Origin of the sequence: Janthinobacterium sp., from assembly GCF_031995485.1 — a bacterium.
In the GTDB taxonomy this organism is placed as follows: domain Bacteria; phylum Pseudomonadota; class Gammaproteobacteria; order Burkholderiales; family Burkholderiaceae_D; genus Janthinobacterium.
Genome location: NZ_DAMAGB010000043.1, coordinates 25,677 through 50,012, shown reverse-complemented (window position 1 = coordinate 50,012; position 24,336 = coordinate 25,677). Strand labels below are relative to the sequence as shown.

At 67.1% G+C, this 24,336-nt stretch carries 18 protein-coding genes; 8 read left to right on the top strand and 10 right to left on the bottom strand.

Annotated elements, in window-relative coordinates; translation table 11 throughout:
* Both RTQ46_RS20830 and RTQ46_RS20825 read right to left on the bottom strand, forming a co-directional pair.
* Window positions 1-2,922: a type VI secretion system Vgr family protein gene (locus RTQ46_RS20830; RefSeq protein ID WP_312439495.1), complete on the bottom strand. Its 2,922-nt coding sequence runs from the start codon at window positions 2,920-2,922 to the stop codon at window positions 1-3.
* Window positions 2,883-3,701, bottom strand: a complete 819-nt coding sequence (locus RTQ46_RS20825) for a hypothetical protein (RefSeq protein ID WP_312439494.1) — start codon at window positions 3,699-3,701, stop codon at window positions 2,883-2,885. Before RTQ46_RS20825 ends, RTQ46_RS20830 begins: the two co-directional genes overlap by 40 nt.
* A 219-nt stretch (window positions 3,702-3,920) precedes the next feature.
* On the opposite strand from RTQ46_RS20825, the gene RTQ46_RS20820 reads away from it, so the two are divergent.
* Genes RTQ46_RS20820 through tssA form a run of 7 tightly spaced genes read left to right on the top strand, consistent with a single transcriptional unit; the run spans window position 3,921 to window position 13,227 of the window.
* Complete coding sequence (locus RTQ46_RS20820) at window positions 3,921-4,763, top strand: M15 family metallopeptidase (protein ID WP_312439493.1); 843 nt, start codon at window positions 3,921-3,923, stop codon at window positions 4,761-4,763.
* Between the two features lie 11 nt (window positions 4,764-4,774).
* Complete coding sequence (locus RTQ46_RS20815) at window positions 4,775-5,044, top strand: PAAR domain-containing protein (RefSeq protein WP_312439492.1); 270 nt, start codon at window positions 4,775-4,777, stop codon at window positions 5,042-5,044.
* Window positions 5,045-5,075: 31 nt separating this feature from the next.
* Window positions 5,076-6,536 (top strand): hypothetical protein, encoded by a 1,461-nt coding sequence (locus RTQ46_RS20810; protein WP_312439491.1) that lies wholly within the window; start codon window positions 5,076-5,078, stop codon window positions 6,534-6,536.
* A gap of 45 nt (window positions 6,537-6,581) precedes the next feature.
* A complete protein-coding gene (gene tssM, locus RTQ46_RS20805) occupies window positions 6,582-10,355 on the top strand; it encodes a type VI secretion system membrane subunit TssM (protein WP_312439508.1) in 3,774 nt (1,257 codons plus the stop codon).
* The gene (gene tagF, locus RTQ46_RS20800) at window positions 10,352-11,332 is read left to right on the top strand and encodes a type VI secretion system-associated protein TagF (protein ID WP_312439490.1); all 981 of its coding nucleotides are present in this window, start codon (window positions 10,352-10,354) and stop codon (window positions 11,330-11,332) included. The genes tssM and tagF overlap by 4 nt, the downstream gene beginning before the upstream one ends.
* A gap of 2 nt (window positions 11,333-11,334) precedes the next feature.
* Window positions 11,335-12,144 (top strand): OmpA family protein, encoded by an 810-nt coding sequence (locus RTQ46_RS20795; protein ID WP_312439489.1) that lies wholly within the window; start codon window positions 11,335-11,337, stop codon window positions 12,142-12,144.
* A gap of 51 nt (window positions 12,145-12,195) precedes the next feature.
* Window positions 12,196-13,227 carry a type VI secretion system protein TssA gene (tssA, locus tag RTQ46_RS20790; protein WP_312439488.1) on the top strand — a complete coding sequence of 344 codons (1,032 nt, stop codon included), beginning with the start codon at window positions 12,196-12,198 and terminating at the stop codon, window positions 13,225-13,227.
* Here the strand turns inward: tssA and tssH are convergent.
* The 8 genes from tssH to RTQ46_RS20750 form a co-directional block, all read right to left on the bottom strand.
* Entirely contained in the window at window positions 13,220-15,913 is a 2,694-nt protein-coding gene (tssH, locus tag RTQ46_RS20785) for a type VI secretion system ATPase TssH (RefSeq protein ID WP_312439487.1), read from the bottom strand. The genes tssA and tssH overlap by 8 nt on opposite strands.
* A 53-nt stretch (window positions 15,914-15,966) precedes the next feature.
* On the bottom strand, window positions 15,967-17,052 hold the full coding sequence (gene tssG, locus RTQ46_RS20780; RefSeq protein WP_312439486.1) for a type VI secretion system baseplate subunit TssG: 1,086 nt from the start codon (window positions 17,050-17,052) through the stop codon (window positions 15,967-15,969).
* The gene (gene tssF, locus RTQ46_RS20775; RefSeq protein WP_312439485.1) at window positions 17,016-18,860 is read right to left on the bottom strand and encodes a type VI secretion system baseplate subunit TssF; all 1,845 of its coding nucleotides are present in this window, start codon (window positions 18,858-18,860) and stop codon (window positions 17,016-17,018) included. The genes tssG and tssF overlap by 37 nt, the downstream gene beginning before the upstream one ends.
* Window positions 18,861-18,862: 2 nt before the next feature.
* The gene (tssE, locus tag RTQ46_RS20770) at window positions 18,863-19,354 is read right to left on the bottom strand and encodes a type VI secretion system baseplate subunit TssE (RefSeq protein WP_312439507.1); all 492 of its coding nucleotides are present in this window, start codon (window positions 19,352-19,354) and stop codon (window positions 18,863-18,865) included.
* 100 nt (window positions 19,355-19,454) lie between these two features.
* Complete coding sequence (locus tag RTQ46_RS20765) at window positions 19,455-19,946, bottom strand: type VI secretion system tube protein Hcp (RefSeq protein ID WP_312439484.1); 492 nt, start codon at window positions 19,944-19,946, stop codon at window positions 19,455-19,457.
* A gap of 33 nt (window positions 19,947-19,979) precedes the next feature.
* Window positions 19,980-21,464 (bottom strand): type VI secretion system contractile sheath large subunit, encoded by a 1,485-nt coding sequence (gene tssC, locus RTQ46_RS20760; RefSeq protein ID WP_312439483.1) that lies wholly within the window; start codon window positions 21,462-21,464, stop codon window positions 19,980-19,982.
* Window position 21,465: 1 nt separating this feature from the next.
* The gene (gene tssB / locus RTQ46_RS20755; protein WP_312439482.1) at window positions 21,466-21,975 is read right to left on the bottom strand and encodes a type VI secretion system contractile sheath small subunit; all 510 of its coding nucleotides are present in this window, start codon (window positions 21,973-21,975) and stop codon (window positions 21,466-21,468) included.
* A 72-nt stretch (window positions 21,976-22,047) separates the two neighbouring features.
* Window positions 22,048-22,623, bottom strand: a complete 576-nt coding sequence (locus RTQ46_RS20750) for a hypothetical protein (protein ID WP_312439481.1) — start codon at window positions 22,621-22,623, stop codon at window positions 22,048-22,050.
* 356 nt (window positions 22,624-22,979) lie between these two features.
* Here RTQ46_RS20750 and tssK point away from each other — a divergent pair, with 356 nt between their 5' ends.
* On the top strand, window positions 22,980-24,326 hold the full coding sequence (gene tssK, locus RTQ46_RS20745; RefSeq protein ID WP_312439480.1) for a type VI secretion system baseplate subunit TssK: 1,347 nt from the start codon (window positions 22,980-22,982) through the stop codon (window positions 24,324-24,326).
* The last annotated feature ends 10 nt before the right edge of the window (window positions 24,327-24,336 follow it).

Genomic DNA, 24,336 nt, shown 5'->3' with positions numbered 1-24,336 from the left:
TTATCCTGCCATGGTGAAGGCGGAACCGGCCAGCAAGGCTTTTTTCAGGCAGTCCACGCAAATACTGCTGGGCAGACCAGGCATCGCGTAAGCCATGCTGTCCGGACCGATAAAACTTTTCTTGCCGGCATGGATCGTGATCTTGCCGGGACACTGGACGGTGATGTTGCCGCCGTCGATGGTAATGTTGGCGCCGCCGGCCGTCGACAGGCGGATGCTTTTCGCGGCCGCCCAGTCGATGTGCGCCGCAGCGCTGACGAGCTTGACCTCGTCGCGCGCCTGCACGTTGAGCACGTCGGCCTGCGCCTCGAATTCGATCGCCTGTTTGGCGGCGATGATTTCCAGTCCGAGATTGTTGTCGCCCGCCTTGACCACGCCGCCCAGCGCGCCGATCGCCTGGCCGCTGTGCACGCGCAGCTGGCCGCCAGCGACAAACTGGCTGTCGAGCCCGCTCATCAGCGATATCGTTTCGCCGTTCGCCAGCTGGATATCCTTGCCGGCCAGCACGCCAAGCCCCGCCCTGGCCGAGATGGCGATGATGGCGTCGCTGCTGTGCGGCAGCTTGCCGGCGTCCGGGCTGGTGGGTTTGCTGGCCGCGTCGCTTCTGGCCGCCGCCGTGTTTTGCTCGCTGAGCATGCCGGACGCCGTCGTCAAAAACGCTTGCAGCGGCGCGGCCTTTTCGTCCAGCACGCTGGAATCGGCCCGGTCCACGCCCAGATGCGCGGCGTAGGCTACGGCCTGGTGGGTGGTGGCGGCGGCGCTGAAGGTCTCGCCCAGCTTGGCCGCCTGTTTCAGCAACACCATGCCCGGCGCGTTGTCGCCGGCCGGATCGCGCGCACTGGCGTCGTGGCTGGCCAGGTAGCTTGACAGCAGCAGGCCGGCGCCGGCGCGCACGGCGCCGTAATGATCGGTGCGCAGTTCGGCGCCGATGCCGCGCAGGCTGCCGCGATAATTGTCTGCCGCATGGATCAGGTGGCCAAGATTGAGTTCGCTTGCGCCATGGCTGCTCTTGAGCTGGATGCGGCCCTGCTGATCGGTGTCGTCGAACAACAGCTGGTTGTAGCCACTGGCGCCGAATTCCTTGCTGCGCACGCCCCACATGGCCGCGCCGTTGCGGTGCCCGGCGCTGCCGGCAGCGGCGCCATGCCATACCGGACTGTTGCCGCCGGCCAGGTTGCCCTGCGCCGACGGCGCATGATCGTGCGCCGGCTCGAACACGCCGGCGCCGCCGGATGCACCGGCCGCGCCCTGCGCCGTGGCGCCGCCCGGCGTTGGCGCGACGCCGCCCTCGCCTTGTCCGTTGTACAGCGCGCCGACAATGACCGGACGGTCGATATCGTTCTCCAGGAATTGCACCAGCACCTCCTGGCCGATGCGCGGCAGGAACTGGCTACCCATGCCGCCGCCGGCCGAGCGCTGCGCCACCCGCACCCAGCAGGTCGCGCTGCGGTCCTGCTGCCAGTGGAAGCGGATGCGTACCCGGCCCAGCCTGTCGCAATGGATCTCGCCGTCGCCGCTGGCCACCTCCGAGCCGTCGGCACCCACCACGATCGCGCTCTGGCTGCCGAAGGCGGTTGGCGCCGGATGATGGCGCACCTCGTCCTTGCCGCGCGCCGGGCGCCACGGAATATCGGCCGCGATCGCCTCGATATGGTTGGCGTAGCCGCTGGCACTGGCCTGCGCGATCAGTTCTTCAAAATGGGCAATCTCCTGCGGCGCCAGCACCGTGCTGGCCAGGGTTTCCTGCAGCAATTCGGGCAGCGGGCCGAACAGTTCGGCCAGGCCCTGCCGCGCCGGTGCGGGCAGGTTGTTGACGCCCACGCTGCACACGCGCAGCACGGCCAGCGCCGGCGGCGCGCCGCCATCCTGCTGCAGCGGGCCCTGGGTCAGCGTGAAACGGGTGCCGGCGCGCAGGGTGCGCACAGTCGAACGGGCCTGCCAGCGTTCGCTGCGCGCCTCGATCGCCTGCATCTGCAGCAAGGCATAGTGCTCGGCCTGGGCCGCATCGGCGTAGAAATACTGGCCGGGCGTGTCATAGCTCTCCAGCACGGCGGCATGCGGGCCACCCGGCGCCAGCCGCGTCGGCACGCTGGCCGTGACCGATTTTTTTGCCTTGTAGTCGTAGCTGAGCACAGTTGCGATGGCGGTGCCGAGCGAGCGTCCACGGCTGAGCGCCTGCACCGTATCGGACTGTTCCATGGCGCGCGCGCCGTGGAAGCGGATGCCGCCGCCGGCTGCGCTGCTGGGGTCTTCCGGCACCGCGCTCAGGGCCGTGCTGTCGGCAAACAGCACCAGGCAATGGCCGCCGTCCTGCTCTTCAAAACGCCAGGCCAGCCCTTCTTCGCCCAGCAGCCGCGTGATGAACGCCAGATCCGTTTCGCGGTACTGGCAGCAATAGCTGCGCGGCGCCAGCTGCGCCAGGAATGACCGGCAATCATCGCTCCAGCGCCAGCTGGCGTGCGCGCCATAGCCCTGGAACACGCTGTCGACCAGATCGGCCACGCGCTTGTCCTGCCACACGCGGCTGTTGCGCACCTGGCTCAACAGCCACAGCCACGGCGTCAGGCGCAGGCGGAAACGCGCCAGGCCGCCGTCGCTGCCGAGCATGGCCGCTTCGCTGATATGGCCGCTGAAGACGGCGCGGCGGCCGTCAGCCAGGCTGGCGTGCAGCGTCGCCTGCATGCCAAGCAGGGGCGCCAGCGCCAGATTGGCGTTGGTGGACAGCACGATGATGTCGCGCGCGCCGACCGCCTGCACCTGCTCGTCGGCCGCGAACGCCTCGACCAGCAGCAGGTCCGCGCCGCCGTCGGCCAGCGTCAGCTCGTACAGCCGCGTGACGCTGCTGAAGCCGGCCAGCGAGGCATGCACCTGGTCGGCGGCGCTCAAGGCGTCTCCTTTGCCGCCAGCCGCGCAGGCTGGCATGCCGGGTTGGCCGCGCCGCGCCCCTTGCAGGTGCGCGTGCGGCATGCGGCGGCGGCATCCGGCGCCAGCTTGGCGCATTGGTCCAGCTGCGCTTGCAGCGCGCCGGCAGCTTTCTGCGGCTTGGCAGGCGCGGCCTGGGCATGCGCCAGCAAGGCGGTCAGCAAGGCCAGGTCGCGGTCTTCGGTACGGTTCGCCGCTGGCGCGGCAGGCTTGGCTGCGGATTTTTTTGCCGGCGCCGGCGCCGCGCGGGCAAGCTGCCTGGGCGGCGTTTTTGCCGGTGACGTTTTTGCCGGTGGCGATGGCTGTTCCAGTGCCTTGCTCAGCACGCCGGCCGCCGGCCTGTCCGCGCCAGGCGGTGGCGCGGCGCCGGCAACGAGCATCTCGCTCAGGCTTTGCCGGGGCGCCGGATCAGCGGCCGGCGCTTCGTCCCGGATCAGCGCTGGCGCTGGCGCCGAGGCTGGCACTGGCGCCGGCGCAGTCCGGGCGGCAACCGGCGGCGCGGCCCCCCCGGGCAGATCCGGCGTTGCCACGGAGCCGACCTGCTCGTCTGTCGTGCGCTGTCCCAGCCAGCCGCCGGCCGCCAGCAACAGCAGGGCTGTCGCCGCCATGGCGCCGTAGCGCACGGCACGCCCGCGGCCGCGCGCGGCGAGCGCCGGGTGCGCCGTGCGCCCTCCTTCCAGCCTGGTCAGGATGCGGTGCCGATCTGCTTCGGCTTGCTGCGCAGCCGTCAGCAGACTCGGTCTGGGCGGCGGTTTGGGGCTGTCTTCATCAGGTCGCAAAGTAATCTCCCGTGATATTGGCGAGACTTTACGCTATTCAACAAAAGCGTGACGCGTGCCATAAAATCAACTGTGCGCACCCCCCGCACAATTGAAATCAGGGCGGCTTAATTATCAGTTTCGTAAGATATACTTCAGAGCAATATCCATGGCCCATTGTGACATAGCGCCATCGACAGCACCGTTCCTTGCAGCCCAACACTCCTGATGGAGGTTAGTGTGTTTCTGATTGCGGTAGCACTCTATTTCATTCTTGCCTGCCTGGTCAGCTGGCTGGCCCTGTTTCCGGCTGGCCGCGATTTTGTCATGCACTCGCTGGCCGGCGCGGAGCAGCGCTTTTCCGCCTGTCTCGGCCGCCTGGCCAGCCGCCGGCAGGCGGAGCTGGCCGGCACGTACGCACGCGCCATCGCCGCCAGCCTGCGCGCCGCCGCGTGGCTGCGCCAGCATTCCCTGCTCTGCCTGGCCGCGCTGGCCGTGATCAGCTTGCCCACGGCGCTGGCCCTGATGGCCGGCGGCAAACATCTGCTCGGCGGCTACGATACCTCGACGCGTGAAATCAACGCCCAGGTTGCCACCCTGCTGCAGGGCGAGCAGCTGGTGCCGCCGCTCGACCTGCCGCCCCTCGTGTTTGCCACCGAAGAAGTGCAGCAGGCGCGGCCCATGCTGGTGTCGGCCAGCCGCAACTGGTCGCTGCTGAACGCCGAGTACGCGCAACGCCTGCTGCTGGTATTCAAGATCATGAAAGAGAAACACGGCTATGAAATGGCGCTGCTGGAAGGCTACCGCAGTCCCGACCGGCAAAACATGCTGGCCGCTCTCGGCCCCAGCGTCAGCAATGCGCGCGCGTTTCAGAGCTGGCACCAGTACGGCCTGGCCGCCGACTGCGCGTTCCTGCGCAACGGCAAGCTGATCATTTCAGAAAAAGACCCCTGGGCCATGCGCGGCTACCAGCTGTATGGCGAAGTGGCAGAATCGGTCGGCATGACCTGGGGTGGGCGCTGGAAAATGATGGATTTCGGACACACCGAGCTGCGTCTGGCCGGTGTGATGCAGAAGAACTGACAGGAGCGTACATGGCCGGTCCGGTAATCAGATTGGGCGACAAAACCTCGCACGGCGGCACCGTGCTGGAAGCATCGGGCGCCAGCGACAGCGGCGGCATCGGCATCGCCCGCGTGGGCGACAAGGTGTCCTGTCCGCTGCCAGGCCATGGGGTCTGCCCCATCGTCAGCGGCGACCCGGGCCTGGTGATCGACGGCAAGCCCGTCGCGCGCCATGGCGACCTGACCGCCTGCGGCGCGACGCTGATCGCCAGCCAGCAAGCCACAACGGATCAGGCATGAGCACCCGCCCTCTGCAGCGGGGAGCCTGCTGATGCGCGCCTGGCTGCGGCGCGGCCTGCTGGTCGCGGGCGTTTTCGCGCTGTGCTGGGGCGGCGCCATCTGGTACTGGCGCGCCGGCACGCGCGTGCCGGGCACGGCCGACCTGGCCAACGCCATGCTGTGGCTGCCGCTGGCGCTGCTGGCCGCTGGCTGGCTGGGCAAGAAGCTGCTGGTCCGCCTGACGCGTGCCGCTCCGGCGCCGGCAGCGGCCGCTGCCACCGCCGAGGCGCCACCGGCGGCTGCCTCGGCGCCGCCGCCCGTGGCGCCATTGCAGATGGTGGCTGCCGCGCTGCGCATGCCGGGCGGCGCCACGGCGCAGGCGCTGGCCGCCGCCCTGCAGGCGAAACAGGCCCATCCTGCGCTGGATGGACAGCTGTGCGACGCTGACGGCTATCCCATGTTGTGCGGCAAGGTCGCCGAAGTCGACGAAGAGCTGCAACAGCAACTGCTGGCCAGCTGGCTGCGCGCCCATCCGCAGCCCGGGCTCGACGCCGAAACGTTCCCGTACAACCCCGAAGACCTGCGCGCGCTGAGCCTGGGCAGCGAGGTACTGATCGAGCTGATGCAGACAATCGTGCTGCATCCGCTGTTGCCTGCGTGGCGCCAGCAGATGCCGGCGACGCGCGGCACGGTGGCGCTGCCAACGCTGCAACTACAGCTGCTGCTGCCGGCCGGCTGGAGCGGTGCGCAGCGCCAGGCCGCCGGCGCCTGGCTGTGGCAGCTGGCGCAGGATGAAGGCTGGCCGGCAGAAAAGCTGGCGCCGCTGGCGCCCGAGCCTGCCGCCGCGCCGCCAGTCCCGTTTGCGCTGCTCAACCAGATCGCCGCGCTGGCGGCGCAGGAGCGGCCATGCGGCCTGCATATCGTGCTGGCCTGCCAGTCCCACATCGGCGAGATGAGCGTGCACGAGTGGGCCAGCAGCGGCCGCCTGTTCGGCACCAGCCAGGGCGACGGGCAGATCCCGGGCGAAGGCGCGGCCGGCCTGCTGCTGGCAAGCGCCGCCGAAGCGGCGCCGTTCGACACCGGTGCGCCGGTGCTGCTGCAGCATGCGGCCGTGGGCGTGGCCGGCAGCACGGCAGGCTCCGCCGCAGGCACGCGCGGCGATGCGGCCGCGATTGCCGAACTGGCCCGGCAGGCGCTGGCGCTGGCCGGCATCGACGCGGCGGCCATTACGCTGCTCAGTGCCGACACCGACCAGCGCGCCAGCCGGATGTTCGAACTGATGAACGGCGGCGGCACCGTGCTGCCGGAACTCGATCTGTCCAGCCAGGTATGGTGCGTGGGCGCCGCCTGCGGCCACAGCGGCCCCGTGGCGGCGCTGGCGGCGCTGGCGCTGGCGCAGCAGCAAGCATCCGACCATGCAGCACACGTTTTATGTATCAGCAACCTCGATCCACTGCAGCGCAGTGCGCTCGTCGTTGGCCCTGCCACAGAGGCAGGCAGTCTCCCGAGCTGACGCTCTTCCACCCATGCACATTAACGGTTTGCCCACTACACCATGATGCAACGATTCTGGCAACTCCTTACCAGCCGCTTCAGCCTGATCCTTCTCGGCAGCACCGCGATCGTCCTGCTGCTCGTGGCCTGCGCCCTGATTTTCCAATGGCCCCTGCTGCGCATCGTGCCCGTGCTGGCGGCACTGGCGCTGCTGGGCGCCGCGCTCTGGTGGCTGCGCCGCCGCCGGCGCCGGCGCGACGGCGCCAGCTTCAGCAGCATGCTGGAACAGCAGGCGGCCGGGGCGGCGCCGGCGGCGGGGGCGGTGCAGCGCGAGGAAACCGAGGCCATCCGCAAGCGCATGCTCGACGCCATCCGCACCATCAAGACCTCGAAGCTGGGCCAGCTGTCGGGCGATGCGGCGCTGTACGAACTGCCGTGGTACATGATCATCGGCAATCCGGCAGCCGGCAAGAGCACGGCGATCGCCAATTCGGGCCTGCAGTTTCCATTTATTGACAGCAAAATCGTGCAGGGCCTGGGCGGCACCCGCAACTGTGACTGGTTTTTCACCACCGACGGCATCGTGCTCGACACCGCCGGCCGCTACAGCGTCAACGACGAAGACCGCGCCGAATGGTTCGGCTTTCTCGGCCTGCTGAAAAAACACCGCAAGCGCGCGCCCATCAACGGCATCATCATTGCCGTCAGCATAGCCGAACTGACGGGCAGCCGGCCCGAATTTGCCATCGAACTGGCGAAGAACCTGCGCCAGCGGGTGCAGGAACTGACCGACAAGCTGGAGGTCCACGCCCCGGTCTACGTGATGTTTACCAAGGCCGACCTGATCACCGGCTTCAGCGAATTCTTCCACGATGCCGAGCGCAGCGAACGCGACAAGGTCTGGGGCGCCACCCTGCCCTACAGCGTCAGCCATTCCCGGCAGGACGTGCTGGAGCAGTTCGACCAGCGCTTCGATGAACTGTACGACGGCCTCAAGGAGCTGAGCCTGGCCAGCATGGCCCTGCTGGGACGCGCGCAGATGCCGCCCGGCGTGTTCACCTTTCCGCTGGAATTCAGTTCGGTAAAGGGCCCCTTGCGCACCTTTGTCGCCACCCTGTTCGAGGAAAATCCATTCCAGTTCAAACCCGTGTTCCGCGGCTTTTATTTCACCAGTGCACTGCAGGAAGGCGCGTCGGTGTCGGCCTCGTCGGAACGCGTGGCGCAGCGCTTCGACCTCAAGCTGCAGCCCCGGGCCGATGCCGCGGTGCAGGACCAGCATGGCTACTTCCTGCTCAACCTGTTTCGCAAGGTTATCTTTGCCGACAAGGACCTGGTGACCCAGTACGCCAGCCCGCGCAAGACCCGCCTGCGCTACGCCACCTTTTTTGCCGCGGTGGCGCTGGCGGGACTGGCGCTGGGCGGCTGGAGCTGGTCCTACCTGGCCAACCGCCAGCTGGTGGCCAATGTCCAGGCCGACCTGGACCAGGCGATCCGGGTGCAGGACAAGCGCCTGGACCTGCAGTCGCGTTTTGAAGCGCTGGAAATTCTGCAGGACCGCATCGAGCAGCTCGAAGCGTACCGCAGCAAGCGCCCGCTGGCGCTCAGCCTGGGCCTGTACCAGGGCGACTTCCTGGAGCGCAAGCTGCGCGAAGAATATTTTTCAGGATTGCGCGACGTGATGCTCAAGCCGGTGGGGCTATCGCTGGAAACGTTTTTGGCGGAAGTGAACGCCAGCGCCGACCGCCTGCAGCCGATGGCCGGCGCGGCGCCTGCCCCCGCCGCGCCGGCCACGGCTTTGCCTGCGGCGGCAGCGGCAACGCCGGCAGCGCCGGCCGGCCAGACGGCGCAGCAGTTCAAGGAAGCCGCGCCGGCCAACGTGGAGGACGCCTATAACGGCCTGAAAACCTATCTGATGCTGAGCGACAAGTCGCGCGCCGAGGCCAGCCACCTGAACGACCAGCTGACGCGCTACTGGCGCGGCTGGCTCGATGCCAACCGCGGCGCCATGCCGCGCGAGCAGATGATACGCAGCGCCGAGCGCATGATTTCGTTCTACCTGACGCAGATCGACGATCCGTCCTGGCCCCGCATCGACAGCAAGCTGACGCTGGTCGACCAGACGCGCGACAGCCTGCGGCGCGTGGTGCGCGGCATGCCGGCGCGCGAACGCGTGTATGCCGACGTCAAGGCGCGCGCCGCGACCCGCTTCCCGTCGGTGACGGTGGCGCGCATCGTCGGCGAGCAGGACAAGGAACTGGTGCTGGGCAGCTACGCGATTGCCGGCACCTTTACGCGCGACGCCTGGGAAAAGTACATCCAGCAGGCGTTCCAGGAAGCGGCCAACCGCGAACTGCAAAGCGCCGACTGGGTGCTGAAGACGGCGTCGAAGGACGACCTGACGCTCGAAGGCAGCCCGGAGCAGATCCAGAAAGCGCTGGTCGAGCTGTACAAGAACGACTACGCGAAGGAGTGGCAGAAATTCCTGCAGGGCGTGAGCATCCGCGAACTGCAGGGGTTCGACAGCGCCGCGCAGGCCATGAACCGGCTGGGCGACCCGCAATCGTCGCCGCTCGACAAATTGATCAACACCGTGTACCAGGAAACGTCGTGGGACAATCCTTCGCTGCTGGGACAGGGGCTGCAGCGGGCCCAGCGCGGCGCGATGGACTGGTTCAGGGAAACCGTGCTGCGCCAGAAACCGGCGTCGGCGCAGGCGCCGGCCGGGGCCGCAGTGCCGATGGGCCCGGTCGGGCGCGAGTTTTCCGGCGTGGCGCGCCTGGTGGTGGCGCGCGACAAGGACGCTTCGCCGATGCGCGGCTACCTGGCGGCGCTGTCCAAGCTGCGCGTGCGCTTCAACCAGATCAAGAACCAGGGCGACACCGGCCCCGGCGCCAAGCAGCTGATGCAGCAGACGCTCGACGGCAGCGGCTCGGAACTGGCCGACGCGCTCAAGTATGTCGACGAGCAGATGCTGACCGGCATGAGCGACGCGCAGAAGCAGACGATCCGGCCGCTGCTGGTGCGCCCGCTGATGCAGACTTTCGCCGTCATCATCGAGCCCACCGAGACCGAGATCAACAAGATCTGGCTGGCGCAGGTGCTCGAACCGTTCCAGAAGACGCTGGCGACCAAGTATCCGTTCGCGGCCGATTCGCGCAGCGAAGCGAGCAACGCCGAGATCGGCCAGGTCTTCGGTCCGGAAGGCGCCATCGCCAAGTTCTTCGGCAGCGCCATCGGGCCGCTGGTGGTGCGCCGCGGCGACGCCATCAGCGCGCGCACCTGGGCCACCATGGGCATCAGCCTGGCGCCGCCGGTGGTGGCCAGCCTGCCGGGCTGGATCGCGCCGCTCAGCGCCAATGGCGTGGCGACCACGGCCGGCGCGGCCGAGGCGCAAACCCGCTTCGACCTGCAGGCGCTGGGCGCGCCCGGCGCCAGCGAATACACGATCGAAATCGACGGCCAGGCGCTGCGCTGGCGCGGCCAGCCGCAGCCGTGGGTGCACATGGTCTGGCCCAATCCGCAAGGCGTGCCCGGCTCGCGCATCACCGCCATCACGCCGGAAGGACGCACGGTGGTGCTGCTGAACGAACCGGGCCACTTCGGCCTGAAGAAGATGATCGACTCGGCCAGGCGCACGCGCAAGGAAGGCGGCGTCTTTGAGCTGAGCTGGGAAAACAGCGGCGTGACCGTCTCGGCCAACCTGAAGATCATCGCCGCAGCCGCGCCGCCAGCGCCAGGCGCGGCCGCTGGCCAGGGCTTTCGCGGCCTGAAGCTGCCGCAGGCCGTGGTGCGCAGCGTGCCCGATACCGCCACCGCCATTGCCGGGAACACGCCATGAGCCGTTTGCCAACTACCCAGATCGGCTACTTCGGCAAAATTCCCGGCCGCGGCGATTTCATCAAGCACGGCGACAATCCGGCCCTGCTCAAGCTGCTCGACGACTGGCTCGCCAACGCCATGGACCTGATGAGCGCCGACGCCCGCTGGAAGCTCACCTATGATGCGCTGCCGCCGCTGCATTTCGCCTTCATCGGGCCGCGCCGGGGCCGCGCGATCGCCGGCCATATCGCCGCCAGCAGCGACGCCTCGTCGCGCCGCTTCCCGTTCCTGATGATGGGCACGATGGACGTGAGCCAGCCGGCCAGCTTCGTGCCGACCTGCCCGCTGGTGCTGTCGCGCCTGTGGAAGCGGCTCGATGCGCTCAGCAGCGCCATGCGCGGCGACGAAGCGGCCGCCGCGCTGCAGGCCGCGACCGGCGCCAGCATCGAACTGGACTTGCGCGGCAGCGCGTACGACGCCGCCTTCGACGACTTCCTCGACATGCAGACGGTGGGCGCGCTCGACGCGCTGCTGGCGCCGACCGGTTTTCGCGGCTCGGTGCGCCAGGTGCTGCTGGCGCTGGGCATGCTGCTGCAGCCGGTCATGGCCAGCAGTTCCAGCCGGCTTGAAAAGAGCCTGGAATTGCCGCTGCCGGCCGATCCGCTGTACCGCAACCTGGTGGCCGCCTTCTGGATGCACCTGATCGCACCGTTTTTGGCGCGCGCCGACTTCGAACTGGCGCTGTTCATCACGCCGCTGCACCAGCGCCATGTCCTGGTACTGGGCTTTTGCGGCGCCTCGGCGCTGACGCTGCACGCCATCATGGACCCGCAGGCGGCGCGCGAACACCACATCGCCTTCGACGAGCTGGCCTGGGTCGAGGAGCAGGTCGGCGCCGACTACGCCGTCAAGAAAGTCTCGACCTACCTGTCGCAGCCCAACCTGTCACTCAAATCGGCGCTCGACTCGTTTCGCGCCGCCTTCATCGGGACCTGACCATGCGCCAACTCCGCCCCCTCTTCCTGGCCTGCCTGCTGTGCGCCCCCGCCGGCATCCTCGCCCAGTCGCAGCCCAACCCCGCCCTGCCCTCGGTGCCGGCGGCCGCCACGCCGCAACCGGGCCAGGTGCTGGCCAGCGGCACCCTGCCCGATGAAGCGGGCAAGGCAGCCGTGCTGGCGCGCCTGCGCGAACTGTACGGCGCCGACAAGGTGGTCGACCAGATCGCCGTCGGCCAGGTAGCGCAGCCGGCCAACTGGAACGCCCATGTGCAGAAGCTGCTGACACAGGATCTCAAGCAGATCCGGCGCGGCCAGCTCAGCATCGAGGGCAGCGTGGTCAGCGTGCGCGGCGAGGTGGCCAACGAGGCGCAGCGGCAGAAGATCGCCAGCGACATTGCCACCAGCCTCAATCCCACCTACACCGTCAACAACGGCTTGCGCGTGTCGGCCAGCGAGCAGAACGTGCTCGACAGCACGCTGGCCAACCGCACCATCGAATTTGAAAGCGGCAAGGCCACGCTGACGCCGTCCGGCCGCGCCATCCTCGACGAAATGAGCGCCGCGCTGCACAAGCTGGCCGGACGCAAGGTCGACATCATCGGCCACACGGACAACCAGGGCCTGCGCGCCAGCAACGTGCACCTGAGCCAGGCGCGCGCCGAGGCGGTCAAGGCCTACCTGGCCGGCAAGGGCATCGACGGCGACCTGCTGGCCGCCTCGGGACAGGGCCCGGACCGGCCGATCGCCAGCAACGACAGCCCCGATGGCCGCGCGCGCAACCGCCGCATCGAGTTTCGCATGATCCAGTAAGCGCGGCCGCACGCCGCCGCGCCCCCTCCGCCTCCACTTTCCGGGAACATCATGATTTCAGCCGACCAGCTCCTCCTGCCGATCAGCGCCGACCAGCCTTGCGGCGTCGACCTGTCCTTTTCGCCCGAACTCGACGCCATCAGCCAGGCGCGCAAGTTCGACGATCCCTCGCTGGACCAGGGTGAATGGGTAACCGAACTGAAGGAAGCCGACTGGAGTTTCGTGCTGCAGCGCTGCGCCGCGCTGCTGGCCGAGCGCAGCAAGGACCTGCGCCTGGCGGCATGGCTGACCGAAGCGAACGCCAGGCAGGCGCATCTGCGCGGCCTGGGCGAAGGCTACCGCCTGATGGCCGGCCTGTGCCGCCAGTACTGGGACCTGGGACTGCACCCTCAGCCGGACGGCGCCGACCACGAGCAGCGCATCGGCAACCTGAGCTGGATCCTGGCGCACACGCCGGCGCTGGTGCGCGCGATGGCGCTGACGGAGCCGCACGCGGGCGGCTGGTCGGCGATCGACTTCGATACGGCGCGCCGGCGCGCCGCCAGCAACCAGGACGGCGTCAATGGCGTCAAGCTGGCCGAGATGGAAGCGGCGCGGCGCAACAGTTCGGCGCAGTTTCGCGCCACCTTCGCGGCCGACGCCCAGTTCTGCCTCGATGCGCTGGCCGAGCTTGAAGAAGTGGCCGACGCGCGCCTGGGCCGGGACAGCCCGGGCTTTTCGGCGGCGCGCGACGCGCTGCAACTGATCCAGCGCGCCTTGCCTCAGCCTCAGCCTCAACCTCAGCTCCAACCTCAGCCGCAGGCGCCGGCCGTGGCCGCGCAGGCCGATGCCGCCCCGCCGGCCCTGCACGTGGCAGCGGCCGGCGGCATCGCCAGCCGCGCGCAGGCGCTCGAACAGCTGCGGCTGGTGGCGCAGTATTTCCGCCAGACCGAACCGCACAGCCCGGTCTCGTATTTCGCCGACAAGGCCGCCGACGCCGGCGAACAGTCGCTGCACCAGTGGCTGCGCAGCGTGGTCAAGGACGCCGGCTCGCTGGCGCATATCGAGGAATTGCTGGGCGTGGCGCCGGGCGACCCTACCTGACCGTATATTTGAACTGCCCCTGCCGGTTCGCGCTGACCTTGATCCGGCTGATCGCCTGCCCCTGCGCCATCCGGGCCAGCACCGATTCGGCGATTTCCGGCAGCACGCTGCCGTTCAGGATATGGTCGACATTGCGCGCGCCCGAATCGACCTCGGTGCAGCGCGCCAGCACCGCCTCCACCAGCGCCTCGTCGTAGACGAATTCGGCGTGGTGGTTGGCGGCGATGCGCGCGCCGATGCGGCGCAGCTTCAGTTCGATGATCCTGGCCAGCACCTCGTCGCTGATCGGATAGAACGGCACCACCTTCAGGCGTCCCAGGAAGGCCGGCTTGAACACCTTCATCAGGTGCGGCCGGATCACCAGTTCGAGCTGCTCGGGGGCCGGCAGGTCGGCCGGCGCCAGGTTCAGGCAGGCCTGCATCATGGCGCCCGACGCCACGTTCGAGGTCAGGATGATGATGGTATTCTTGAAATCGACCTGGCGCCCTTCGGCGTCGTCCATCACGCCCTTGTCGAATACCTGGAAGAACAGCTCCATCACATCGGGATGGGCCTTTTCCACTTCGTCGAGCAACAGCACGCTGTACGGGTGGCGGCGTACCGCCTCGGTCAGCACGCCGCCTTCGCCGTAGCCGACATAGCCTGGCGGCGAACCTTTCAGGCCCGACACGCTGTGCGCTTCCTGGTATTCGCTCATGTTGATGGTAATGAGCTTGTGCTCGCCGCCGTACAGGGCGTCGGCCAGCGCCAGCGCCGTTTCGGTCTTGCCGATGCCGGACGGACCGACGAACAGGAACACGCCCTTCGGCTTGTCCGGGTCGCCCAGATTGGCGCGCGCCGTGCGCACCCGCTGCGCCACCGCCTCGATCGCATGCGGCTGGCCCAGCACCCGCTCCTCCAGCGACTCTTTGAGCCGCAGCACCGCGCGCAACTCGTCGGCGGCCATCTTGCCGAGCGGGATGCCGGTCCAGCCGGCGACGATTTCCGCCACCACGTGGCCGTCCACCTGTACCGGCACCAGCGGCGCCTCGCCCTGCAGTGCGCGCAGTTCCTGCAGCAGCGCCTGCAGGTCGCGGGCCTGGCTGGCGTCGGGCTTGCCCGTGCCGGCCGTGGCGCCGGCGTCTTCGAGTGCCGCGCGCGCCTGGCCGATCCTGGCCGCCAGCGCCTGTTCGCGCTCCCAGCGCGCGGCCAGCGCCTGGTGTTCGGCGGCGCCGTCCCGGTGCGCGGCGCGCAGCGTGGCCAGGCGCGCCGCATGGCTGGCGCCGGCGCGCTCCTCGCGTTCCAGCGCCGCCATTTCGGCCGCATTGCGTTCAAGCGCGCGCGCCAGGCTGTCGAGCAGCGCCGGCGTGGCGCTTTGCCCCAGCGCCACCCTGGCGCAGGCCGTATCGAGCACGCTGATCGCCTTGTCGGGCAGCTGCCGCCCGGCGATATAGCGGTGCGACAGGCGCACCGCCTCGCTGATCGCTTCATCGAGGATGCGCACCTGGAAATGCTGCTCCATCAGCGGCGCCATGCCGCGCAACATCGCGCAGGCCAGTTCCTCGCTGGGTTCCTCGATCTTGACCACCTGGAAACGGCGCGCCAGCGCGGCGTCCTTTTCAAAGTACTTCTTGTATTCGCCCCAGGTGGTGGCGGCGATGGTGCGCAGCTGGCCGCGCGCCAGGGCCGGCTTGAGCAGGTTGGCCGCATCGTTCTGCCCGGCGCTGCCGCCGGCGCCGATCATGGTATGCGCTTCGTCGATGAACAGGATCACCGGATGCGGGCTTTTCGCCACCTCGCCGATCACGTTTTTCAGCCGGTTCTCGAACTCTCCCTTGACGCTGGCGCCGGCCTGCAGCAGGCCCATGTCCAGCGTATGGATTTCCACCCCCTTGAGCATCTGCGGCACGTCGCCCGAGACGATGCGCAGCGCCAGGCCTTCGACCACGGCGGTCTTGCCGACGCCGGCCTCGCCGGTCAGGATGGGATTGTTCTGCCGGCGCCGCATCAGGATGTCGATCGCCTGGCGAATTTCCAGGTCGCGCCCGATCACCGGATCGACCTTGCCCTCGCGCGCGCGCGCCGTCAGGTTGACCGTGAACTGATCCAGCGCCGGCGTGGACGATGCCGCCGCGCGCGCCAGTTCGCCGACCGGGTCGCCGCCCTCGCCGCCCTCTCCTGTCTCGCCCTCCTGGCCGGCTTCGCCGCCGCCGGCCAGCGGCGTCTCGCGCGAGCCGTCGGTCAGCTTGCCGAGCTTGTGCTTGATGTCGTCGAGCTTGAACTGCTGGAACAGCGGCGAGCTGCGCGCGGCCAGCTGCGCCAGTTCCGGTTCGGTCAGCAGCGCCTGCAGCAGGTGCGCGCTGCGGATGCGCGCCTGCTGGCCGGCGCGCAGGTCCAGCGAGGCGATCAGCCAGGCATGTTCGAACAGTTTGGGCAGGCGCGGTGAAAACACGGGCGTGCGCGCATTGCCGGTCTGCAGGCGCGCTACCTCGGCCTGCAGGTCCGCTTCGAGCTTCTCCGCGCTGATGCCGCTGCGGCGCGCCATCAGCGCGAAGTCGCTGTCGGGCTGCTCCAGCAGGGCCAGGAAGACATGTTCGAGGTCGACCTCGTACTGCCCCAGGCCGATGCAGATATTGGCCGCGCGCGTGGTGGCGCTGCGGCAGCTGTCATTGAGCTTGCCGATTAGTGTTTTCAGGTTGATGCTCATGAGGCGGCGATCCTTGTCTGGTGGTGGATAAATCGGGTGGCGTGGCCTGTCGCTCAGGGCAGCGCGTGCAGTTCGTAGCGGACGTCGGCGCGGTCCTGCGCCGCCTCCTGCGTGATCAGAAACGTGTCCCAGCCCAGCCGGCCGCCGGCCGGTGCCGCGTCCAGGCGGATGCCCTGCACGTCGGCCGCGCGCAGCACCAGCTGCACTTCGTATTCCAGGCACAGGCCGGTGAACATGGCGAGCATTTTTTCCAGCGCCCGCGCACTGGCGCCGCCAGGCAGGAAGGCGTTGAAATGCTCGCGCGCGAGCGGGCCGATGGTCAGGCGCAGGCGCAGGTCGCGCTGCCAGACGCGCGCGCCGACCAGCGCCGTCGCGCCCAGCACGGCGTTATTCGCGCCCAGCGTGCTTTGCTGCTCGCGCGGCACGTCGTACCAGCAGCCGATGAACTGGGTCAGCGTGACGGACTGGCCAAAATAATCGGACAGCACGCGCGCCACCATGGTCGCCGAGGGCGGCCGCTGGCGCATGGCGGCGGCGAAAAACCCGATCGACTCGTCCAGCACGCCCGCGCCCCGGTCCGCCAGGCGCTCGCGCAGCGACGCGTTGCCCAGGCCGGCGAGCGACAGCAACAGCGGCAGGAACTGGTCCTTGCCCTGCAACTGGTATTTCAGTTCCAGCCGGTATTTGCGCCACGCCTCGTAGAACAGCGCCAGCGCACGGTTGGAAAACGTGTCCAAAAAGGCGCGCGGCCCTTCGTCCTTCTGCTGCAGCTGGTGGCCGGCAATGCTTTCGGTATAGTGCGATGGCAGCGCGCCGGCGACGCCAAGAAAACCCATGAAGGCCGGCGTGATGCGCACGTATCTGAGCGTGCCGCTGCGCAGCGCTGCACCCAGCGCGCCGGCGCCGCCCTCCGGCACGCGCGGTTCGGGCAGCAGCGACTCGATCTGGCTGGGCGCAAAATCGAGCGCGATGGAATTCTGGAAGCGCAGGAAGTCGGCCACCGCGCCCTCGTGCGGCATGCCATTGCGCTTGAGCCACAGTTCGAGCAGCCGCACCGCCTGGAAAAACTGGAAGCGGTAAGGCTGCGCGAACAGGCGCTCGATTACAGCAGGCTCGAATCGCCGCTTCGCGGTTTGCATCGCCACAGCTCCTCTCCCGATTTCCTGGCCACCAGCACCAGTTGCGTAAAGCTGTTCGCATGCACATACAGCCCCAGGAAACAGTCGATCACCTGCGCGAACGCGTGGATGCCGCTGCCGACAAAGGCCTCTTCGTCGATCGTCAGGCGCACCTCGATGCCACGCACCAGGCAGGCGAACGGATTGCCGGGCAGCCAGGCATTGACGGCCTTGTGGGCAATCGCGCTGATGCCGCGGATCTGCCGCTGCGTGGTGGCCGAGCGCGGCAGGTCGTACAGCGTCAGCATCTCCTGGAAGGCATCGAGGCCGCTGCCCGACAGCGACAGATGGTTGAGCGACAGGTGGGAAATCAGGCGCCAGTGGGCGCCGCGCCCGCGCTCGAAGCGGTGCGACTCGGTCGGCTTGCGCAGCAGGCTGATGCTGCGCACGCTGGAGCCGCCTTCGAGGAACAGGTCGCCGCCGTGCAGGCCATAGGTAAGTTGCGCCGGCAGGTCGCGGTTGGTGCAGCTCAGCTCCAGGCTCAGCGTGTCGGTCTCGATCGCGGCCGGATCGAAATCGATATCGACGATCGAGATCTCCGTTTCGTGGCCGGGGCTCTTGTGGGCAATGGCCTCGTCGCGCCGCATGATCCAGTAATGGCCATCCTTGGCCGGCGTTTCGCCGTGGCGCAGCGAATAGAAGGGCCGGAACTGGATCACCGACTCGCCCTGCGGCGTCTGGCGCACCAGCCTGACCGACTCGATCGCCTGCACGTCGAAGGCGTAGGCGCGGCGTGCGTCGGCCAGCACCGGATAGCTGGCGGCGGCATGCGTAATGCGGATCGGCTCGCCGCGCTGGCGAAACAGGTTGACCACCGGCGTGCAGCCAAGCAGCAGGTTGTGCGTCGCCATGGTGCCCAGCAGCCGTGCCGTATTCGAATCGGTGCGCAGGCCGCTCAGCGCCAGGTGCAGCGTGATGCGGCGGCAGCCTGGCGGCAGCGCGGCGCACAGCGCGCCCAGATCGATATCGAAAAAATTGAATTTCTCGGGAAAGCAGAAGTATTCGGTCAGCAGGCGGTAGGCGCTGTGCGAACTGGCCGCGAACGGGATCAGCGCATCGTCTTCGGCAAAGCCGGCGCTGGCAAGCGGATTGGCGGCCAGCGCGACCCAGCGACCGGCGCCGTCCGCTTCGGCATACGCCTGCACCGTGCGCATGAACAGCGCGTCGCGCAGCGCGGCGCAAAACGAGGGCTGGCCGTCGATGAACACGCGCAGCGACGCCAGCCCCAGCTGGGCCAGCGCGACCTGCTGGGCGCCCGATTCGATGGTGATGCTGACGCTGGAACTGGCGCTCGGCGGCAGCTGCACGTGTTCGGGCGCATCGATAATGGCGGAGAACGACGCCTGCGTCAGCGCCAGCGGCGCCACGGTCACCGCGTAGGCGGTGCGGAAGGTGCAGGCCACGCCCTTCACGGGACGGGTGGTCAGCTCGGTGCCGCGGGCGATCTCGGTGGCGGCGGTCAGTTGCGCCGCCGCGCCGCTGTAGTCCATGCGCGCGATCGAGCACGAGGGGAACGGCCGCAGGTAGTGCGGATACAGTACCTCGAACAGGGCTTCGGTGAATTCGGGATAATCGTCGTCGAGGCGCTTGGCGATGCGCGAATTGAGCAGCGCAAACGACTGGATCATGCGTTCGATATGCGGATCCTCGCACACTTCGCCGCCCATCAGCAGGCGGCCGGCGATCTTCGGATAGCGTTCGGAGAATTCGCGCGAATAGCGTCGCAGGAATCCCAGTTCGCGCTCGTAATACGGTAGCAGCTCTTCCAAGGTCAGGCTCCTGTCGGCGCCATGCGGCGCCCCTTGCTGATGGTGTAGTGCAGGCTCGATGGCTGCAGGATGGCGTCGAAGCTGACCGGTTCGTGCGCTGCATGCACCACCAGCAGCGCGCTGATGGCGAAGTTGAGGCGGTTGATCGAGCCCTCCTGGATTTCCAGCGAGGCGCGCACGTTGCGCAGGCGCGGTTCGTGCCGCGCGATCGCCTGTTCCAGGCACTGGCAGACATGGGCGCGGTCATCGGTGCTCGACAGGCTCAGGCCAGCGAAATCGCTCAGGCCGTAGGTGATGATGGACTTGCCGCATTCCGGAAATTTTTTCAGCAGCGCTTCCGGCAGCACGCTGCGCGTGTTGAGCAGCGCCTCGAGGTCGCGCGCCACGGTATCTTTCAGGTCTTCCAGCGACAGCCGCGACACGGTCGCGCTGCAGGCCCCGTGCAGGGGACTGTCCATCAGACGGTCGAACAGGCCCGGCGTAAAACCTTTCATCGGCATCCCCAGCGTGTAGTGATCGGCAGGCGCGCGGCGCGGCACGGAAAACGGCTCCGTGCACGGCGCACGCGCGCACCGGCAGGCAAAACGGGCTGCGTCAGATGGTCTTGTTGGCCGACAGGTCCCAGCCGCCCGACGTATTGCCGCCGGAGCCGCCGCCGACTTTTTGCTGCGTATATTTCCACTTCACCTTGGAATACTTGAGCGACAGGTTTTCCCCCAGGATGTCGCCGGCCGTGACCGACGGCGCCACGCTGCTGATCAGGACGTTTTCCAGCTCGATTTCAAAATACTTGATGCGCTCGCCCTGGCCATCGGCGCGCAGGAATTCGAGCTTGGCTTTTGGAATGGTTTTCCCGGACGAGCACGTCTGCAGCAACAGCGGGCTCGCCAGGTCGGCCATCTTGGCAATCACGATATCCTTGTGCTCGGTACGTTCGGCAGTGTGGCCGCCGCCGGTCGAGGCGGTGGCCGATTTCGGTTGCAACACTTCCCACTGGACCGACTTGCATTCGATCCAATCCTTGTGGCTGTTGTCCGTGGATTCACCTTTGATGCCGTCAATTTGCAAGTAAACGTCGATTGCCATGTTATACCTTTCAAGTTTGTATGAAAAAGAGCATTACGATTTGGTCGACTGCGGAAGCTCCGCGACCAGGCGGAGTGAAACGGATAATTCATCGAGCTGGAAATGCGGCCGCAGGAACGACACGGCGCGGTACACGCCGGGACGGCCCGGCACTTCGGACACCTGCACCGACGCCTCGCGCAGCGGGAACTGGGCTTTCTGCTCCTGGCTGGCGTTATCGTCGAGCAGCACATACTGGGTCAGCCAGCGGTTCAGGAAATCCTCGACATTGGCGGCGGCGGCAAAGCTGCCGATCTTGTCGCGCATCATCGCCTTCATGTAGTGGGCGATGCGCGACACGGCGAAGATGTATTGCAGCTGCGCCGACAGCACCGCATTCGCATTGGCCGAATCGCTGTTGTATTTTTTTGCCTTCTGGGCCGACTGGGCGCCGAAGAAGGCCGCGTAATCGGTATTCTTGCAATGCACCAGCGAAATGAAGCCCAGGTCGCTCAGTTCTTTTTCGCGCCGGTCGGTGATCGCGATCTCGGCCGGACACTTCAGCGCCACTTCGCCCTCGTCCGTCTTGAAGGTATGGGTCGGCAGGTCTTCCACCAGGCCGCCGCCTTCCACCCCGCGGATCGCCGCGCACCAGCCGTAGTCCTCGAAGGCGGCCGTCAGCTTGGTACCGAACGCATACGCGGCGTTGCACCACAAATACTTCTGGTGATCGGTGCCGTCGACATCCTCGACAAAATTGAAGCCCTCGACGGTGGCGCCGTCGGCCGGATTGAACGGCAGCCGCCCCAGGAAGCGCGGCAGCGTCAGGCCCACATAGCGCGCGTCCTCCGATTCGCGCAGCGATTTCCATTTCGCGTATTCGACCGTGTCGAATACCTTGGCCAGGTCGCGCGGCTTGCCCAGGTCGCTGTAGCTTTCCAGGCCGAACAGTTCCGGCGAAGCGGCCGAGATGAATGGCGCATGGGCCGCGGCGGCCACGTGCGACATCTGCTCGATGAAATACATGTCTTCCGGTTGCCGGCTGAACTCGAAGTCGCCCAGCAGCGTGCCGAACGGGGCGCCGCCGAAGGTGCCGAACTCCTCTTCATAGACTTTCTTGAACATGGTCGACTGGTCGAACTCCAGCGCGCTCTGGAAGTCCTTCACCAGCTCGCGCTTGGTCGCGTTCATCATCTTGATCTTGAGGTTGGTGCCGGTCGCGGTGTTCTTGACCAGGTAATGCAGGCCGGTCCAGCTGCTCTCGAGCTTCTGGAATTCCGGCGCATGCATGATGGCGCTGAGCTGGCGCGAAATAAGATGGTCCAGCTCGGCGACGCGCGCGTCGATGGTGGCCGCCAGATTGTCCGAGACAACCACCGTGCCGTCCATCACCTGGGTCACCAGCTCGGAAATGAGGTCCTTGGCGCGCGCGTGTTCGACGCTGGACTTGGCCACCTTGCTCTGCTCGACGATCTGGTCGAGCAGGTCGATTCCGGCGGCCGCCTCGGTGGCGGGTGTAGCAGTCATTTGTGCGGACATATCAATCTTTCCTGACGTGGGAATGTTGTTCCAGCTGGGCCAGCTTTTCCGTGCTGTTGAGCACATCGTTCAGAATGTCTTCCAGCTTGTCGTTGCCGGCCAGCTTGTTGCGCAGGTCGGCCAGCTTGGTGCGCGCTTCGAGCAGCTTGCGCAGCGGCGCGACCTGGGCCACCACCGCCTCGGGACGAAAATCGGCCATCGAGCGGAACGTCAGGTCGACGCCGAACTGCCCCCCGCCGCCACCCAGCTCATCGGCCACGCGGTAGCTGGCGCGCGGCTCGATGCCCTTGATCACCTCGTCGAAATTGTCGCGGTCGATATCGACGAACTTGCGGTCCTTCAGGCGCTTTTGCTCCAGCTCGGAATTGCCGCCGAAATCGCCCACCACCCCCACCACGAACGGCAGTTCCTTGTTTTCAATCGCGTCGCCGATTTCGACGTCATACGTCATCTGCACGCGCGGCGGACGGACCTTCTGCAAGCGCTTCTGCACACTATCTTTTTTTGACATGAGCTGCCCCTCGAAAAGAATTGGCGACATCGGCGATGCGCCTGTTGAACTGCGGTATCTGTGTGGTCCGGCCTATTTCAGCGCATTGAAGGGGTTGGCGCTGCCCTCGTCGGCGCTGCGCTTGCCCTGCTGCTTGCGCGGCGGCTTGGCCGGCGGCTTTTCCGGCGGCGGCACCAGCACCGTCTCGCCCAGGCTCTCGCGCAGCAGCCTGGCCAGGTCCTGCGACTCCGTGCGCAGCGGACCGGACAGATTGTTCTGCCGGCTCAGGTCGGCCAGCGCGCGCGTCGACAGGCGCAGCCCGCTGATCGCGATCACGCTGTTGGCCAGCGTGTCGGACGGATCGCGCACCAGCACCTCCTGTGCGCTGAGAATGGCCTCGCCATACTGGCCGGCGTCGTAGCGCGACTGCGCCATGCGCAGCCAGGGCTGCTTGTCGGCCGGGTAAGCGGCGGCCGCCTGCCGCCACAGCCCCAGCGCCGCTTCGCTGCCACCGCTGCCGGCCGCTTGCGCCGCCCTGCCCATCAATTCCTCCATCGAGGGCGGCGCCGCCACGGCGGCGGACTTGGGCGGCGCCGTCGTGCCGCAGGCGCTCAGTGCGCAGGTGCAGAACAGGGTGGCGATGAGCTGGCTGGAAAACGATCGTGTCATGTGAGACTTTCCTGATAAAAAAAGACGCGTTGACGACCAAATTGGCTGGTAATTAATAGTTGCTAATTATCTATTTTTGCGCAGCGTATCACGATTCCAATATGTCCTGCGTTCGATAGAAAATACGCAAAAAGTCACTGTTCATGCACCTTTCCGGGGCATTGCACAATGGCAAACGTACCGTACGCGCCATTCCTCGAGATAATGTTAAGGTGCTTTCAGTTGCGAAAAAGGCACCTGCCGCCATGGTGCAGAACGATGCAAGAACGGTCTTCCAGACTTACCCGCAGTAGCCATAAGCCGGCCCGGAAACGACACTGTTCCGCGCCTTACCTTGTCAGCAAAAAGGGCAATCAATGAGCGTTGCAAATAAATTGTTATGGGGCGAAGGCCTGTTTCTGCGGCCGCAGCATTTTCAGCAGCAGGACCTGTATCACGAGCAGCGGTTGCACGAGAGTGTCAAGGCGCTGCATCCGTATGCCTGGGGCGTGAGCCAGCTGCAGATCGACCGCGATGCGCTCGGCAACAACACGCTGCGGCTGCTGGAACTGGCGCTGGTGTTCCAGGATGGCGAGATTTTCAATGCCGCCGGCGCCGACCAGCTGCCCGACGAGGTCGACCTGAGCAACCTGCAGGCCTCGCAGCAGACGGTCACGTTTTACGCCGCCCTGCCGGCGTTCAAACAGTTCGGCGGCAACTTCGCCGCCTCCGGCCAGCCCAACAGCGCAGCGCGCTATGGCCAGGCCAACCTCAGCACGCCCGACCTGTACACCCAGGCCGCGCAGGCCGAACTGGCCTACCTGAAAAAATCGCTGCGCCTGGTGGCCGAATCGGATCCGCGCGATTCGTACATCAGCTTTCCGCTGCTGCGCCTGCGCCGGCTGTCGACCGGCGGCTTCGAGCAGGATCCTTCCTTCGTGCCGCCCAGCCTGTCGATCCGCAGCGCGCCACTGCTGTTCCTGCAGCTGCGCCGCCTGATCGACGCGCTGCAGGCCAAGGTCAATGCGCTGTATGGCCACCACCGCGAGCCCAGCAAGAGCGTGATCGAATTTCGCTCGGGCGACATGTCCTCGTTCTGGCTGCTGCACACGGCCAGTTCGGCCTTCGCCTCGCTGAGCCATTATTTCCATCATCCGGCGCTGCACCCGGAACGGCTGTACGAACAGCTGCTGGGCCTGGCCGGCGCGCTGATGACGTTTTCGAAAACGCATGCGCTGTCCGACCTGCCGCCCTACCGGCATGCCGATCCGGGACCGCCGTTCGCGCAGCTGCACGCCATCATCCGCGAATTGCTCGATACGGTGATCTCGTCGAAATACTTCGCCATTGCCCTGACGGAAACCAAGCCGTCCTACCATCACGGCAAGCTCGATTCGGAAAAGATCGACGCCAGGACCGCTTTCTACCTGGGCGTGTCGGCCGACCTGCCGGGCGTGGAACTGGTCGACGTGGTGCCGCTGCGCTTCAAGCTGGGCGCGCCCGACGATGTCGAGAAATTCGTCCTGTCGGCCCTGCCGGGCGTGCGCCTGCAGCATGCGCCGCAGGTGCCCGCCGCGGTACCGGTACGCCCCGACATGTTTTACTTCACGATCGACGCCAAGGGCCAGATGTACGAGCGCATGCTGCAGGCGCAGTCCATCCTGATCTATGTCCCGTCCGGCATGCGCGAGCTGAAACTCGAACTGGTCGCCGTCACTTCCTGAGCCTGATGAA